Genomic DNA, 16,418 nt, shown 5'->3' on the forward strand with positions numbered 1-16,418 from the left:
AAAATGAAAGCTGTCACGTACCAGGGGAGTAAAAATGTCCAAGTTAAAGAAGTAAAAGACCCAAAAATTAAAAATGGCGATGATATCATTGTAAAAGTAACATCTTCTGCTATATGCGGATCCGATTTGCACTTGATTCATCAAATGATTCCCAATATGCCAACTGATTACGTAATAGGCCATGAACCGATGGGGGTAGTCGAAGAAGTAGGACCGGAAGTAACAAAATTGAAAAAAGGGGATCGGGTAATTATTCCTTTTAATGTAAGCTGCGGGCATTGCTGGTACTGTAACCATGACTTAACCAGCCAATGTGATAACTCAAACCCTCATGGTGAAATGGGCGGTTTCTTTGGATATTCAGAAACAACCGGTGGATTTGCTGGCGGACAAGCAGAATATATGCGAGTTCCATATGGAAACTTTACTCCCTTTAAAATACCGGAGAATTGCGAAGTAGAAGATGAAAAGTTAGTGTTACTTGCAGATGCAGCCTCTACAGCTTATTGGAGTGTAGATCACGCTGGTGTCAAAGGCGGTGATACTGTCATCGTTTTAGGATGTGGTCCTGTAGGTCTCCTTGCTCAAAAATTTGCCTGGTTTAAAGGTGCTAAGCGTGTTATTGCGGTCGATTACCTCAAATACCGGCTTGAGCATGCGAAACGGACCAATAAAGTAGAGACTGTAAATTTTGAAGAACATGAAAACGTTGGCGAATATTTAAGAGAGATCACACAAGGTGGAGCAGATATAGTTATTGATTGTTCAGGTATGAGCGGCAAAATGACGCCTCTTGAATATCTTGCATCGGGAATGAAGCTTCATGGCGGTGCAATGGGTGGGCTTGTCATTGCGTCACAGGCTGTACGCAAAGCTGGGACCATCCAAATTACTGGTGTTTATGGGGGACGTTATAATGGGTTCCCGTTAGGAGATATTTTCCAAAGAAATGTTGACATAAAAACGGGGCAGGCACCAGTTATACCGTATATGCCTTTTCTTTACAATCTTATATCTGAAGGAAAGGTTGATATTGGTGATGTAATTACACATGTTCTTCCATTAGACCAGGCAAAGCATGGATACGAAGTCTTTGACACTAGGACCGATAATTGTATAAAAGTCATTCTGAAACCTTAAATTGAATAAATCCAAGATGAATTCTTATATATTCTTTTTAGAAATGGAGGTGGTTATTTTGAATAACAAGGACTCAATAATGGGGATAGCAGTTTTTGGCATACTATTAACAACTATCTATACCGCAATACTTGCATCACAACTTATGGCCACAAAACATAAGGTTGATTACCTTTATTTCAAAAATAAATTAACAGAAAAATAAAATAATCAATTAAGGCGGTGATCATCCATCGTCTTTTTTGTTGGATCAATGATTTCTTAATTACCGAAAATCATTATGGTTATAAGTATTGTTGAATATCCCTGATTTCTTGAAGGGCAACAGAGCAAGTATGTAAAGTCGCCATAAGTAAACTTTGTGAAGATTTGTACTTAAACTAAAGGGTGCTTTAGTTCAATAACGGTCTTCAACAATATGGCGCGCTTATTGAAAAAAGAAGTAAGAGGCTGGGACATAAGTAACTAACACACCTATTGAACCGAATGGTAAGGAAGGTCATCTTTCTAATCATTCGGTTTTTTATTTATAATTATAAAATATATTTTATTTACATGAGTGAAATGGAGCGGAGGACCCTCGACTCCTGCGGGCTGCAGAGCAAAGGGTGAGACCCCGCAGGAACGGAGTGACGAGGAGGCTCAGCTTGCTCCCCGCGGAAAGCGAGGGTCCGCAGCGCAATGGAACGGTCTTGATTAAATACCGAAATTAAAATATTGAATATTCGTGTTTTAGAAATATTAATTTCATTTTGTCTCAGCCTAAATTTTATACAGCTTTTTATAAATTAGGTCTTGATAAAATCTTTTTTCAAAATGGTTTTTTTCAAAGTATTTAAACAAGGAGTTAATTGTGTTTTTTTACTGGAATTTTATTGCAACTCTACATCACCACAAGAAGTGATTGGCCGCAGCACAATGGAAGAACGAACAGCAAATCCTTTTTATAGAATAATTATTGGCTCAGTCTCAGTCACTGTGAACAATATGAATAAATTTTGTATATTTCGTGTATAGAAATACTTTTCATATAATTAGACATTCATTACTTTTATATAAGATTAAATAGTATATTCACTGGAGAGCTTTAACTAAGAGATTAAGCAGTACGCTTAAAAAATCTACTGGATATGTAGAAAAATATGAATCTAACCTAAAATAGTACGGACTTTAATCGCTAAAGAGAAATTAACTCTAAACATTTTTATAATATTTATAACTATATTACTATTTTGAATACTTCCATATCTATTCCATTCTATGAAACTATTGTCTATACTAACTTATGTATAAAAATTATCTTTTTTATTAAATTGAAGGGTAGGTTTAATCTTGGAAAAAGCTCAAAAGAACGGTTTCGTTATGCGTTTTCTAAATGTAATTGAGCGTGTCGGCAACAAACTGCCAGATCCGGTTACATTGTTTTTCTTTTTTGCTGTAGCAGTAGTTGTTTTGTCTGCTATCTTTGCTTCTGCTGGCCTTAAAGTAGAAGACCCGCTGAACGCAGGAGAAATGATAGAAGTCAAAAACCTATTAAACTCAGAAGGGATCTTATACCTTTTTGAAAGCGCAGTCTCTAACTTCACTGGATTTACTCCACTCGGCACAGTTCTTGTAACAATGCTGGGGATTGGAATTGCAGAACGTTCAGGACTTATTAGTGCGGCTCTTCGCGGCCTTGTAACATCTGTACCGCGCGTACTTATGACAGCTGCTTTAGTATTTGGCGGTGTTATGTCAAGTATGGCTGCTGATGCTGGTTATGTTGTTTTAACTCCTCTTGGAGCGGTATTATTTGCAGGTCTTGGACGACATCCATTGGCTGGACTTGCGGCAGCTTTTGCAGGGGTTTCCGGGGGATTCAGCGCCAACTTACTGTTGACTTCATTGGACCCGCTATTAGGCGGCTTAACAATGGATTCAGCAGCAATCATTGATCCGGAGTATGCAGCAGGCATGAATTATGCCATGAACTACTATTTCATGATTGCCTCTGTTTTCCTTATTACCATAGTTGGTACGATTATTACTGATAAGATTGTTGAGCCTCGTCTGGGCACATATAAAGGAAATGTCACTGAAGATGTTTCCTATCTAAAGCCAGAAGAGAAAAAAGGTTTATGGGGAGCATTATTATCTTTAATTGTAACGGGTATTGCTATTGCACTATTGGTTATCCCATCTTGGGGACCATTACGTGCAGGACAAGAAAACTTTGTTGATACTCCATTTTTAGGTGTACTTGTGCCTGTAATCCTTATTATGTTTTTCATTCCTGGTTTGGTGTACGGACGAATTACCAAATCAATCAAAAATGATAAAGATGTAGCTAGCCAGCTGTCAGATACCATGGCAACGATGGGCTCTTACATTGTATTGGCATTTGTTGCCTCTCAATTCGTTGCGTATTTTACTGAATCAAATCTTGGAACGGTCCTTGCCGTTAAGGGTGCTGACCTAATTGATGCAACAGGCTTTACGGGCATTCCGCTGATTTTGACATTTATTGTGATCTCAGGCTTCATCAATTTATTTATCGGAAGTGCCTCAGCTAAATGGGCAATTATGGCGCCGGTATTTATTCCAATGATGATGCTATCAGGTTATTCACCTGAGTTTACTCAGCTCGTTTACCGTATTGCCGATTCAACAACGAATGTTATTTCACCATTAATGCCTTATTTTGCGATCGTCATCGCGTTCGCGCAGAAGTACGATAAAAAGGTTGGTATTGGTACCCTGATTTCTACTATGCTTCCATACTCCATCGCATTTACAATCGCTTGGGTAGCGATGCTGTTAATTTGGATGCTGACTGGTATCCCAATAGGAACTGATTCACCGATTACTTATCCATAAAAAGTTTGAACCTGTTCTTTCTTAATGAGAGGCAGGTTCTTTTTTTATCCTTTCGAGAGGCAGTATGTTTGGAAAATAATATGGAAAGTATAAATACGTTTATGATTTTTAGAAGTTATTTCACTCTCTAGATAATTAGAACCATCTGAATTTTAAGACTATTTTGGTATAGACAACTATACTATTATTTCGATACCCTAAAAGGGAAGCACAAATGTAAGTGCTGTCATAAATAAATGGAGGTGTGCCAATGAAAAGAAAAGCAATGACTGTTGCAGCTATTTTATTCACTACATCCGTTTTAATGTCAGGAGCAGATCCCGTTATGGCTCAACATCCATTAAATGAACCTCCGGGGATGGAATTCATGGAAAAAAAGAAAAAATCAAGTCAAAGGATGCATCCGCTATTTTCCTGGGATCGTCCAGGACCCATTTCGCCTGTTTTGCATAAAGGTTCACCGCGCAGTGCTGGAATGATGAAACAGCCGCTAAAGGAAATGGATCCTGCAATCGAAGCGCTGATTGAAGAAGGAGCGATGCCTGGTGCAGTCGCCTTTGTGGCAAGGAGAGGTCATATTGTAAAGCATGAGGCTTATGGGAACGCCTATCAGTATACCGATGGAGAGTTTACTGAAGCAGACAATCCTATACCAATGAAAGAGGATACAATTTTTGACGTGGCTTCCATCAGCAAAATTTTTACAACTGTAGCCGCAATGAAGCTATATGAAAAAGGGGAATTTCAATTAGATGATCCTGTTTCTCTCTATATTCCCGAGTTTGAGCAGAATGGAAAAGAAGCAGTTACGATCAGACAGCTTATGACGCATACTTCTGGATTTGAACCTGGAATTCCACTGTATTCTCAAGCGAATAACCGTGATGAAAGATTACAGCTTGTATTTTCGCATGAATTAGAAGCAGAACCTGGCACTCAGTATACGTATAGTGATTTAAATATGATTACACTTGGTGCATTAGTGGAACGGCTTTCAGGTGATCGTCTCGATGTGTTTGTTAAAAAGTATATTACCGAACCATTAGGAATGAAGGATACCATGTACAATCCGCCTGAATCACTGAAGCACAGGATTGCTGCGACAGAAGATCAGTCCTCAATTGGCAGAGGTCTTGTCTGGGGTGAGGTGCATGATGAAAATGCATGGTCGCTTGAGGGAGTAGCTGGCCATGCTGGTGTGTTTTCAACAGCAGAGGATTTAGGCAAACTGGCTCATATGTTTATAAATGAGGGCGAATATGCCGGCAAGCAGATTTTGAAGGCTGAAACCGTGAAACTGCTGGAGGAAAACCAGAATGAAGCTTTTCCTGGAGATGACCATGGTCTCGGCTGGGAGCTGGGCCAAGGCTGGTATATGGATGCCTTATCAGAAGGCAGTACTTTAGGTCATACAGGATATACTGGAACTTCCATTGTAGTGAACAAAAATAACGCTACCATCAGCATTCTGCTGACAAACCGGGTTCATCCAACCCGTGAGACGGTTTCTACAAACCCTGCCAGAAGACAGGTTGCCAGATTAACAGCAGACGCCATTCCTGTGGCAATGCCTTCTAAAAAGAAAGCTTGGTTTTCTGGCTATGGTGATGAGCTTAATCGCACCTTGACTGCCGAAGTTGAGGCGGAAAAAGGTGCAGTATTAACTTTTGATACTTGGTACAGAATTGAGAATGAGAGCGATTATGGATACATTGAGGTTTCAAAAGATGGTGAGAATTGGACGGCTATTGGAGCTCCTTACACAGGAACCAGTATTGATTGGAAGAAGAGCACAGTTCTCATCCCGAAAGGAAGCAACTATATCCGCTTCCGGTACGATACAGATGCAACTGTAAACGGACGGGGCTGGTATATCCATGACGCAATGATTAAGCAGCCAAATGGAAAGGATATGAAATTGAAACTATCAACCGATGGCTGGGAAAAAAGAAGATATTAAATAGAGGAGGCTCTCTTCATGAAAAACTTCTTAAAGAATGGACTTGTAGGTATCCTGACAATATTGCTGCTTGCTTCTATGGCATTGCCAGCTGGGGTACAGGCAGCCAAGAGCAAAACAAAAGATCTTATTTTATTGGAAAATGTGCCTGACTTAGATCGGCAGCCGGCTGATGGTTATAAACTGACTGTCCTGAATGTCTATAACGATGGCCAGTTCAAAACAGTCAATAACGAAACATTAAAATGGAAGTCTTCTAATAAAAATGTTGCAACTGTTAGCAGCGATGGTGAGATTACATTTACCGGCAAAAAAGGAAATACGTTTATTACAGTATCAGCCGGCAAGGATCGTGATCGAATTGCCATTCAATTCAAAGGAAATCACAAATCCAAAGAACCATTTTTTAAGAAAGAAAAAGGCAAGCAGTATGATGTAATTGCAAAGTCTATTAACTCTATGACCATTGAAGAAAAGGTCGGACAAATGCTTATGCCGGATTTCCGAACCTGGGATGGAGAAAATGTGACTGAAATGCTTCCTGAAATCGAACAGCTCGTTAAGGATTACCATCTGGGCGGAGTGATTCTTTTCAGAGAAAATGTTGTGACAACAGAGCAAACAGCCAGACTGGTTTCTGCCTATGAAGAAGCTTCTGAAAAATATGGACTTCTGATGACGATTGATCAGGAGGGCGGTATCGTCACCCGTCTTCAATCAGGCACCGACATGCCGGGCAATATGGCATTAGGAGCGACACGCTCTGCTGAAGTGGCCGAAAAAGTTGGGCATGCAATTGGTGAGGAATTGAACGCCCTTGGTTTTAATATGAACTTTGCACCAGTATTAGATGTAAACAATAATCCTGATAACCCGGTGATTGGCGTACGTTCGTTTGGAGAAGATCCAGAGCTTGTTGCCGAAATGGGTGTTGCGTATACAAAAGGCATGCAAGCATCAGGTGTGGCAGCAACGGCCAAGCACTTTCCGGGACATGGAGATACGGCAGTCGATTCACACTTAGGTCTGCCTGAGGTTCCGCATGACCTAGAAAGATTAAAAGAAGTAGAACTGTATCCATTTCAAAAAGCGATGGAGGCAGAAATTGATGCAATCATGACGGCACATGTCACATTCCCGAACATTGATGATACAAAAGTGATTTCACAAAAAACGGGAGAAGAAATTTCACTTCCTGCGACATTATCGCATAAAGTGCTGACAGAGCTAATGAGAGATGAGATGGGATATGAAGGAGTCATAACAACTGATGCCATGAATATGAAAGCCATCGCAGATCATTTTGGACCTGTTGATGCGGCAATCAGAGCGGTGAAAGCGGGAACAGATATTGTTCTTATGCCTGTTGGTTTGCAGGAGGTTGCCGAAGGTCTTGTAGAGGCAGTGAAAACAGGTGAGATTTCTGAAAATCGAATTGAAGCATCTGTACAGCGAATCTTAAAGTTAAAGCTTGACCGTGGTGTAATCAAGCAGGAGAATCCGCATTCCATTGAAGATAAAATTGCAAATGCGGTGCAAGTAGTGGGCTCTGAAGAACATAAACAAATTGAGAAGGAAGCGGCACAGCAATCCATTACATTAGTTAAAAATGATAACAATGCTCTTCCGCTTCATGCTTATGAAAATCAAAAAATTGCTGTAGTAGGCAGCAGCTATATTGGAGAGCTTGGTGATGCGATTAAGAAGCATCATCAGAACACAGAGGTTATTACAGCAGCATCAAACTTTGTACTTACAGATGAACAGAAAGAAACGATTGCAAAGGCCGATGCTGTCATTATCGGTTCACATACATCCAATGTAGCGGGCCGCGCTTATGACCATCCGCAGATGAAAATGATCCGTGATATTTCAGCCCAGACAGAGGCGCCAGTTATTGCAGTTGGAATCCGCAATCCATATGACATCATGTCTTTCAATGAAGTGGATGCTTACATCGCGCAATACGGATTTAGAACGGCCAGCTTCCAGGCTTCTGCAGCAGCTATTTTCGGTGAAATTAATCCAAGCGGCCAATTGCCTGTTACCATACCTGATCTTGACGGAAATACATTATATGAATTTGGGCATGGCTTAAACTATTAAAAAGTTCTTTAGAAACAGCGGGTTCGTAAGAGGGATCTGCTGTTTCTGGGAAACAATTGAGGGGAGATGCTTGAATGAAGAAATGGATCATTTTCTTAATAACCATGACATTAGTACTTTCCGGCTTAGCAGGCGTTTCAGCGAAGAATGACAAGAAAAAGAAGGGGAAAAGCTTTCAATTAGGCGTTGAGGTGTTATTAGATAAAGAAAAGGATTTAATCAAAGGAAAAAAAGTCGGTTTAATTACGAATCCAACAGGTGTTGATCAATCATTAAACAGCATTGTTGATGTATTGCACGAGGATCCAGAAACAGATCTTGTTGCATTATACGGACCTGAGCATGGAGTAAGGGGAAGTGCACAGGCAGGAGAATATGTTGAATATTATATTGATGAAAAAACAGGCTTGCCTGTTTACAGCTTATATGGCGCAACGAGAAAACCGACACCAGAAATGCTTGAAGGAGTAGATGTTCTGCTATTTGATATCCAGGATGTAGGAACCCGCTTCTACACGTATATATACACAATGGCCTATGCGATGGAAGCAGCAAAAGAAAACAATATTCCCTTTGTTGTTCTGGATAGACCCAATCCTCTCGGGGGCTTAAAGGTAGAGGGCCCTGTACTGGATATGAAATATTCTTCTTTTATAGGCAATTATGCTATTCCGCTCCGTCACGGGATGACAGTTGGGGAACTGGCAAAGCTCTTTAACGAAGAATTTGAAATTGGTGCAGATTTGCAGGTGGTCGAAATGAAAGGCTGGAAGCGGAGTATGTATTATGAGGATACACCATTAGAGTTTGTCATGCCGTCACCGAATATGCCAACCTTGGATACAGCTTTAGCTTATCCTGGCGGTGCTTTAATCGAGGGAACCAATATATCTGAAGGGCGCGGCACTACGAAGCCATTCGAACTAATTGGGGCACCTTTTATCAATGGCGATAAACTTGCTAAAGTTTTAAATGAAAAGAAGCTGCCTGGAGTAACATTCAGAGCTGCCTCTTTCACACCGACATTCTCTAAGCATGCAGGCAGTCTTTCACATGGTATTGAGATTCATATTACAGACCGTGACGAATTTAAACCAGTTGAAGCAGGCTTGCATATTGTTAAAGCGATCCATGATTTATATCCTGATCAATTCGAATTCAGAGCCGAAAACAGCAGCGGTATTTCATTCTTCGACCAGCTAATGGGGAATAGCTGGGTACGCGAAGACATTCAATCAGGCAAGTCTGTGGAAGAAATGAAGAATAAATGGGAAGATGAATTACGTTCGTTTTTAAAAGTAAGAAAGCAGTTTCTGCTATATAAGTAAGTTTGATGAGATTCTGAGGTATAAAGGTAAACCCGAACTATGGTTAAAATAGTTCGGGTTTTTGTTTTTTAAGGAAGAAAGGATGACAGGGTGGTGGTCTAAGTTGGTTTAAGGGCGGGAGAAAGTGCTCGTTAGGTGTGGGAAAAGGAGGTGGGGGGCATAAAGGGCGGGAGAAAGTGCTCGCTAGCAGAGAAAAAGGAAGCCGAAGGGCACAAAGCGCGGGAACAAGTGCCCGCCAGTTGTGAAAAAAGGAGCTGACGGGCACAAAGAGGGTGAATTAGTGCCCGTCAGCGATAAAAAATGGATTAAGTCCATATAATTGTGTAAAAAGAAAGAGTCATTTTATTCCTATTTGTCCACAATGTTAACGACCAAGAAAACATTGGAAAGAGGGATAAAAATGACTCAGTTACAGTTTAACCTAGATATGGACGTTTTAAAAGAATCGATTATGAATTCTAATCTTGAGCTTATTGTGAAATCTACCTTAGTATTAGTCTTGAACGAATACATGGAAAAAGAACGAGATGACTATTTAAATGCAGCTGCCTATGAACGTTCTTTAGATCGTCGTGATTATCGAAATGGATATTATGAACGTGAACTCATCATGAGTATCGGAAAGTTAAGAATAAAAGTTCCCCGAACAAGAGGAGGTGAATTTTCGCCTTCTATCTTTGAGAAATTTTCGCGTGTTGATCAGACACTTATATTATCTATGTTAGAAATGGTCATCAATGGAGTTTCCACTAGAAAAGTAAAGAATATCGTAAAACAATTATGTGGCCAGAGTGTATCAAAATCTTTTGTTTCCTCCCTAACAGAGAAACTGGATCCTGTAGTAAAAGCCTGGGCTAATCGCCCACTTAATGTCGAATATTATCCGTATCTCTACGCTGATGCCACCTATATAAAAGTTCGAGAGAATAACAAGGTCATTTCAAAAGCAGCTTATTTAATTACTGGTATGGGTGAGGACAAAAAGCGTAAAGTACTTGGCTTTAAAATAGATCACGTCGAGAGCTTTCAAGCATGGCAAGAGTTCTTTCAAGATTTAAAATCTCGAGGGTTACAATCACCAAAATTAGTGATTTCAGATGCACATGCTGGATTAAAGAAAGCAATAGAAAGAGTATTTATAGGTACGGCATGGCAAAGGTGCACTGTTCATTTCAAACGAAATATTGTTAACGCACTTCCAAAAACAGGATCACGACAAATCATTTCTGATCTGAGAAAAATATACCAAGTAGTATCAGTTGAAGAGTCAAGAAAATATAGGGACAAATTTATTGAACTATATGCAGAAAATAAGAAAGTAAGAAAGGCAATCGAAATTCTCGAAGAAGGTTACGAAGACACGATCCAATTTCTAAATGAACCAGAAAAGTATCAAATACACATTTTAAGCAATAACTCATTGGAAAGGCTCAACCAAGAAATTAGAAAACGAGTGAGTGTGATCCGTATCTTTCCTAATAATCAGTCTGCATTTCGATTAATTGGTGCATTGTTAATGGAGAATGAAAATTTAGAATTAAATAAGAAAGTATACCTTACCGCGGAGCGAAATTTTGCTTAGGAGAAGGGGGTACCCCCTTCTCCTAAGCAAAATCAACTAACAGCTATTAATAGGTGGTAACATTGTGAAAAGGAATTTACACAATAATAAGGACTTGACTAAAAAATGAAGCCGGCGGGCACAAAGCACGAGAATAAGTGCCCGTCATCCATAAAAAAAGAAGCTGAAGGGCACAAAGGGAGTGAGAAAGTGCCCGTCATCCATAAAAAAAGAAGCCGACGGGCACAAAGCACGAGAATAAGTGCCCGTCAGCCATAAAAAAGGAAGCTGAAGGGCACAAAGCGCGTGAGAAAGTGCTCGTCAACGATAAAAAAGGAAGCCGACGGGCACAAAGCACGAGAATAAGTGCCCGCCATCAGATAAAAGAGCTATTCTAACCCAGCTTTTTTCATATGATATTCCATCGCCAAATTAAGCCATTCTTGTTCTTCCTCAGTAAATGGATTCTGAGTCATTTCTTCGAGTTCTTTGATATCCATTTCTTCTATATTCGTATTAGCGAGTTTTTCTATCAGATCGTCTCCGAGAAATTCAAAAGAGGATTCAATATAGGCACTGATCATATCTTGGACTTTTGGATCGTCAATAGGCTTACCATATAGCTCCTTTAATTCCTTTGATAATTGAATATACGTTTGATCTAGTTTGGCTTTATCATCCTCTGTCTTCAGCAATAAGCTTTCTTTAATATCTGTCGGCATATGACGTTCCATCCAATCTGCCTGTATTTGTTCTGTTTGCACGCTATGGATTAGGGTGAATAGTATTGTGCTGTCTATTTCTTCTTCCGCTTGCAGGACCTTTATTACCCTTTTTATAGCTGTAATTGATTGCTGAATTCGTTCTTTTTCTTTTTCTAATGCATCCAAGTGAAGTGTTAACGTTTCATTTAAATCTACAGTAAAACTGCTTTCTTTTAATAAGTTTGTTATTTTATCAAGACTATATCCAAGGAATTTAAGGCTAATAATTTTCTGCAATGTCAGGATATCATCATGATTGTAAATACGGTGGCCAGAACTGGGGTGCTTTTCAGGTACTAAGAGGCCAATTTCATCGTAATAATGTAAAGTTCGAATAGACATCCCTGTTTTTTCAGAGAATTGCCCAATAGAAAACGAATTTCCTTTATCCATGATCATCCCTCTTTCTTAAAAGTATGTGTTTATTATAAAACCTCTAGGAACTAGAGGTTCAAGCGATAAATTCAAATTATAAAAAAATTTAAGCTTTTCTTAAAGGCTATAAACGGGGAGCTTCAGAACCCACAGGAAGGTAGCGGTGCAGAGTTTCAGCATCTTCCCCGGCAGAAAGCAAGTACCATAGAGTATAAAAATCATCATTTTGTGCGAAATCGCCTAAACAAATCTAAATTTTAGAAACTGTTTTAACTTTCATCCGTATGTTATAGTAACTGGAAAATGGATGGGAGGAATAGGTAATGGAGCAGCAGGAAGTGTTAACGATAACAAACTTGACGAAAAGCTTTGGAAGCAAGCAAATATTAAAAGGAATAGACTTGCGAGTCTCAAGAGGAGAAATTATTGGCTATATCGGACCTAATGGTGCCGGAAAAAGTACGACGGTTAAAATGATTCTAGGGATTGAAGGAGAATACGGAGGAAACATAGAGCTGTTTGGCGAGGATATTCAAAAAAGCGGAATAGAATACAAAAGAAGAATCGGCTACGTTCCTGAAGTAGCAGATATTTATGATAACTTAACAGGTTACGAGTATTTGACTTTTATTGGACAGATGTACGGCATGGAGCTGGATGTGGCTGCAGAAAAGGCAAAGTCCCTAATGGAGCTGTTTGGAATTGGAGAAGTGTATCACTCCAGGATTTCTTCTTATTCAAAAGGAATGAGGCAAAAGTTACTAATAATTGCGAGTGTCATACATAATCCGGATTTATTATTTTTAGATGAACCGATTAATGGTCTCGATGCAAATAGTGTGATGATTTTTAAAGAGATTCTTGCCCAGCTTGCTGCAGAGGGCAAAACAATCTTCTACTCATCACATATTATGGATGTCGTTGAGAAAATCAGCAGCCGCATTATCCTGCTGAATGATGGAAGAATTGCAGCAGATGGCACGTTTGAACAGCTGCAAGCAGGTCATATGGGCGGCTCACTTGAAGGTATTTTTAATCAATTGACAGGCTTTAATAATCATAAGGAAATTGGCGAAAGATTTGTTTCCGTTGTTCAAGAGGTGCAGTAATGGACGATTTTAAAACCTTACAGCTGCTTGATAAAATTCAGGTTTTGTTTGTGAAAATCGGTGTTGATTATACTGCCATGAGAAAAATTCTCCAGATCAAACTGACCATGGATGAGCGCAGAGTACCGACTTTTTTTAATCAAGATGCCAACAAAAAAGGGCAAGAGGACAAAAAGTATGGATACATAAAATCACTATGGATTTATGTTCTTATTGGTCTTGTTCTAATTCCTTTTATGGGTTTTGGAGACAGTTATCTGTTTCAGCTTAGTATTGCTTATGCCATTATTATTTTTATGATTATGACGTCGATGATTGCTGATTTTTCCAATGTCTTACTTGATGTTAGAGATCGAAGCATTTTATTAACAAAGCCGATTTCTGCCAAAACAGTCAATGCGGCCAAGTTTATGCATATCTTTATTTATTTATCTTATTTAACGGTAGCTTTGACAGCCATTCCGCTTGTGGTCAGCCTATTTAGACAAGGAATCCTCTTTTTCCTTATAACCATTATAGAATTGATCCTTATTAATATATTTATTGTTGTCATCACAGCAATCTTATATATTGCCATTTTGAAGTTTTTTGATGGAGAAAAGCTAAAGGATATGATCAATTATGTTCAAATTGGCTTATCTCTAGTGCTGATGGTGGGGTATCAATTTCTTGCCAGGTCTTTTGAATTTGTCGATTTAAATATGGTGGCAGATTATCATTGGTGGAGCATTTTCCTTATTCCCATGTGGTTTGCGGCCCCCTACGAATTATTGCTGAATGGAAATACTTCCATTATGACGATTATTTTTAGCATCTTAGCCATTGTAGTACCTATCCTATCGATCTGGATTTATTTGAAGCTTATTCCGACGTTTGAACGAAATCTGCAAAAACTCTTAAGTTCAAGCAAATCAAAAAAAGAAAGAAAAAATCATCTCAAAGAACTGCTTTTAAAAATCATTTGCAGAACGAACGATGAAAGAGCATTCTATCGCTTTACGTCCTTAATGATGAAGCAGGAGCGGGAGTTTAAGCTGAAGGTCTATCCATCATTAGGTTTTTCATTGGTGATTCCATTTATCTTCATATTTAACGTTGCAGCTGGCGGGGAAGCTGATTTCACAGAAAGTGTCAGCTATCTGAATATTTATTTCAGTATGCTGATTATCCCAACGACAGTGCTCATGTTAGGCTATTCGAGTAAGTATAAGGCTTCCTGGGTGTATAAAATTTTTCCGATTGAGGATTATACCAATTTACGTAAAAGCAGTTTAAAAGCCTTTTTGATTTCGCTTTATATTCCGCTATATATTGTTTTAGGCATTATTTTCTGCATCATTTATGGAACAAGAATTATTCCGGACTTAGCAGCTGTTCTCGTGGCAAGCTTCCTATATACAGTGATTTGTTATGTTAGTTTTGGGAGTAGGATTCCTTTTTCGAAGCCCTTTGAAGAAGTGGGCAATTCTCAAGGGTGGAAATCGCTTATCTTATTCATTCCAGTGGGACTTTTAGCCGGCGGGCATTATTTAGCCATTAATCAGCTGAGCTATGGTTCGTATCTGTACTTAGTCATTTTATTGATTGCTAACTTTATCGTTTGGAAAGTAATGTTTAGGAAACAGAGTAAAGATTTTTAAAATTAAAGTGTTAATTATTTACATTTGTCATTCAAAACACAGACCGCTCTTATGATTGGTTGATTGGAGCGCAAGGGTGCGAGACTCCTGCGGGAGAAGTGAGAAAGGTGAGACCCCACAGGTGCGGAAGGCGCCGAGGAGGCTCACCTCTCACCCGCGGAAAGCGAGTGCCCTGGAGCGGAAATCAACCAGCGCAGTGATTCGATTTATCTTATTTATACCTTACAACTGGAAAATCATAAGTGTTTTTAATTATCTTCTCTAATTCCTCATTATTAAAACCCTCCTCTAACCTATAAACCTCAAACAATAAAAAAATCCAGTTAATGCTAAAAGATTACTATTGATAACGCTTACGAACTAAATCCCTGCCGAAATATAATGAAAAGTGTAAACAGACAAACAATTTTGAAAGGGGTTTCAGAATGAGAAAACGATTAAAGAGATTGTCCTTATTGCTTGTTTTTACACTTTTTGCAGCGATGCTTGCAGCTTGCAGCAGCGGTGCCGGCGGAAGCAGTAGCGGAGTAGATGTTGGGATTGTCCTGCCGACAAAGGATGAACCAAGATGGGTTCAGGATGAAGAACGTTTCAAAGCTGCTTTAGATGATTCTGACTACACAACTGAAATACTATTCAGCCAAGGCTCTTCAGCAAAAGAAAAAGAAAATGTGGAAACATTGATCAGCAAAGGCATTGATGTACTCATTATCTGTCCGCAAGATGGTGATGCAGCGGCATCAGCTGTAGAAGCTGCTAAGAAAGAAGGCATTACGGTTATTGCATATGACCGTCTCATTACAAATACAGACGCAGTAGATTATTATGTAACATTTGATAGCGTTGCTGTTGGTGCGGCACAAGGTCAATATTTAATCGATCAAGCATCAGGCACAGATGTACCGCTTTACTTGTATGCAGGAGCAGCAACAGATAATAATGCATTCTTATTCTTTGAAGGAGCATGGAGCACTCTTCAGCCTAAAATCGCTGACGGTACCTTTAAAATTGCCAATTCAAGTGAAGCAGAAGCGCTAAAAGACAAGGCAGAGCTTACACGCGATGAAATGAGTAAAATTCTTGGCCAGGTAACAACAAACTGGGATCCAAATGAAGCAAAAAATAAAGCGCAAACGAACTTAACGGCTGTTGGAGCTGATATGAAGGGCGATATTTCAATCCTTGCACCTAATGATGGAACAGCTCGTTCAATTGCAGATGTGTTTGCATCTGATGGTGATATTTCTTCTTACACAGTGACAGGGCAGGATGCAGAAAAAGCTTCCATTCAATATGTTATTGATGGCAAACAATCTATGACAGTTTTTAAAGATGTACGTACCCTTGTAACAGATGCAATGGGAATGGCGATTTCTATTCTAGACGGTGATTCACCTGAAACTACAGGTTCTTATGATAATGGCGCAGTTGAAGTTAAAGCAAAGCAGACAGACGTCATTGTCGTGGACCAGGAAAATGTGCAGAAGGAATTAATTGATTCAGAGTATTACGAGGCAAGCGAATTTACAGGACTGTAAGATTGCTGGTGGCAGGTAGTGATAGAGCAATCTATCAC

General features: G+C 39.4%; 10 protein-coding genes. 9 read left to right on the forward strand and 1 reads right to left on the reverse strand.

Translation table 11 applies throughout. The features are described from left to right. Positions 1 to 3 precede the first annotated feature (3 nt). The 6 genes from J1899_RS03255 to J1899_RS03280 all read left to right on the forward strand — a co-directional run bounded on the left by J1899_RS03255 (position 4) and on the right by J1899_RS03280 (position 10,975). On the forward strand, positions 4 to 1,140 hold the full coding sequence (locus J1899_RS03255) for a zinc-dependent alcohol dehydrogenase (protein WP_214477551.1): 1,137 nt from the start codon (positions 4 to 6) through the stop codon (positions 1,138 to 1,140). Positions 1,141 to 2,502: 1,362 nt separating this feature from the next. Further along, positions 2,503 to 3,999: an AbgT family transporter gene (locus J1899_RS03260; protein WP_425515004.1), complete on the forward strand. Its 1,497-nt coding sequence runs from the start codon at positions 2,503 to 2,505 to the stop codon at positions 3,997 to 3,999. 250 nt (positions 4,000 to 4,249) lie between these two features. After that, a complete protein-coding gene (locus tag J1899_RS03265; protein ID WP_214477558.1) occupies positions 4,250 to 5,959 on the forward strand; it encodes a serine hydrolase domain-containing protein in 1,710 nt (569 codons plus the stop codon). 18 nt (positions 5,960 to 5,977) lie between these two features. Beyond that, on the forward strand, positions 5,978 to 8,065 hold the full coding sequence (locus tag J1899_RS03270; protein WP_214477560.1) for a glycoside hydrolase family 3 N-terminal domain-containing protein: 2,088 nt from the start codon (positions 5,978 to 5,980) through the stop codon (positions 8,063 to 8,065). A gap of 74 nt (positions 8,066 to 8,139) precedes the next feature. Continuing rightward, entirely contained in the window at positions 8,140 to 9,393 is a 1,254-nt protein-coding gene (locus tag J1899_RS03275) for an exo-beta-N-acetylmuramidase NamZ family protein (RefSeq protein ID WP_214477563.1), read from the forward strand. A gap of 400 nt (positions 9,394 to 9,793) precedes the next feature. Further along, the gene (locus tag J1899_RS03280) at positions 9,794 to 10,975 is read left to right on the forward strand and encodes an IS256 family transposase (protein ID WP_214475133.1); all 1,182 of its coding nucleotides are present in this window, start codon (positions 9,794 to 9,796) and stop codon (positions 10,973 to 10,975) included. 368 nt (positions 10,976 to 11,343) lie between these two features. Here J1899_RS03280 and J1899_RS03285 read toward each other — a convergent pair whose 3' ends face one another. Continuing rightward, positions 11,344 to 12,111, reverse strand: coding sequence for a MerR family transcriptional regulator (locus J1899_RS03285; RefSeq protein WP_214477565.1), 768 nt, complete (start codon positions 12,109 to 12,111; stop codon positions 11,344 to 11,346). A 305-nt stretch (positions 12,112 to 12,416) separates the two neighbouring features. On the opposite strand from J1899_RS03285, the gene J1899_RS03290 reads away from it, so the two are divergent. The 3 genes from J1899_RS03290 (at position 12,417) to J1899_RS03300 (ending at position 16,380) form a co-directional block, all read left to right on the forward strand. Beyond that, complete coding sequence (locus tag J1899_RS03290) at positions 12,417 to 13,202, forward strand: ABC transporter ATP-binding protein (protein WP_214477567.1); 786 nt, start codon at positions 12,417 to 12,419, stop codon at positions 13,200 to 13,202. Further along, on the forward strand, positions 13,202 to 14,842 hold the full coding sequence (locus J1899_RS03295; RefSeq protein WP_214477568.1) for a hypothetical protein: 1,641 nt from the start codon (positions 13,202 to 13,204) through the stop codon (positions 14,840 to 14,842). Before J1899_RS03290 ends, J1899_RS03295 begins: the two co-directional genes overlap by 1 nt. Positions 14,843 to 15,267: 425 nt before the next feature. Then, on the forward strand, positions 15,268 to 16,380 hold the full coding sequence (locus tag J1899_RS03300; RefSeq protein ID WP_214477570.1) for a sugar ABC transporter substrate-binding protein: 1,113 nt from the start codon (positions 15,268 to 15,270) through the stop codon (positions 16,378 to 16,380). The last annotated feature ends 38 nt before the right edge of the window (positions 16,381 to 16,418 follow it).

Origin of the sequence: Cytobacillus gottheilii (assembly GCF_018582665.1) — a bacterium.
Lineage (GTDB): Bacteria > Bacillota > Bacilli > Bacillales > Cytobacillaceae > Cytobacillus > Cytobacillus gottheilii.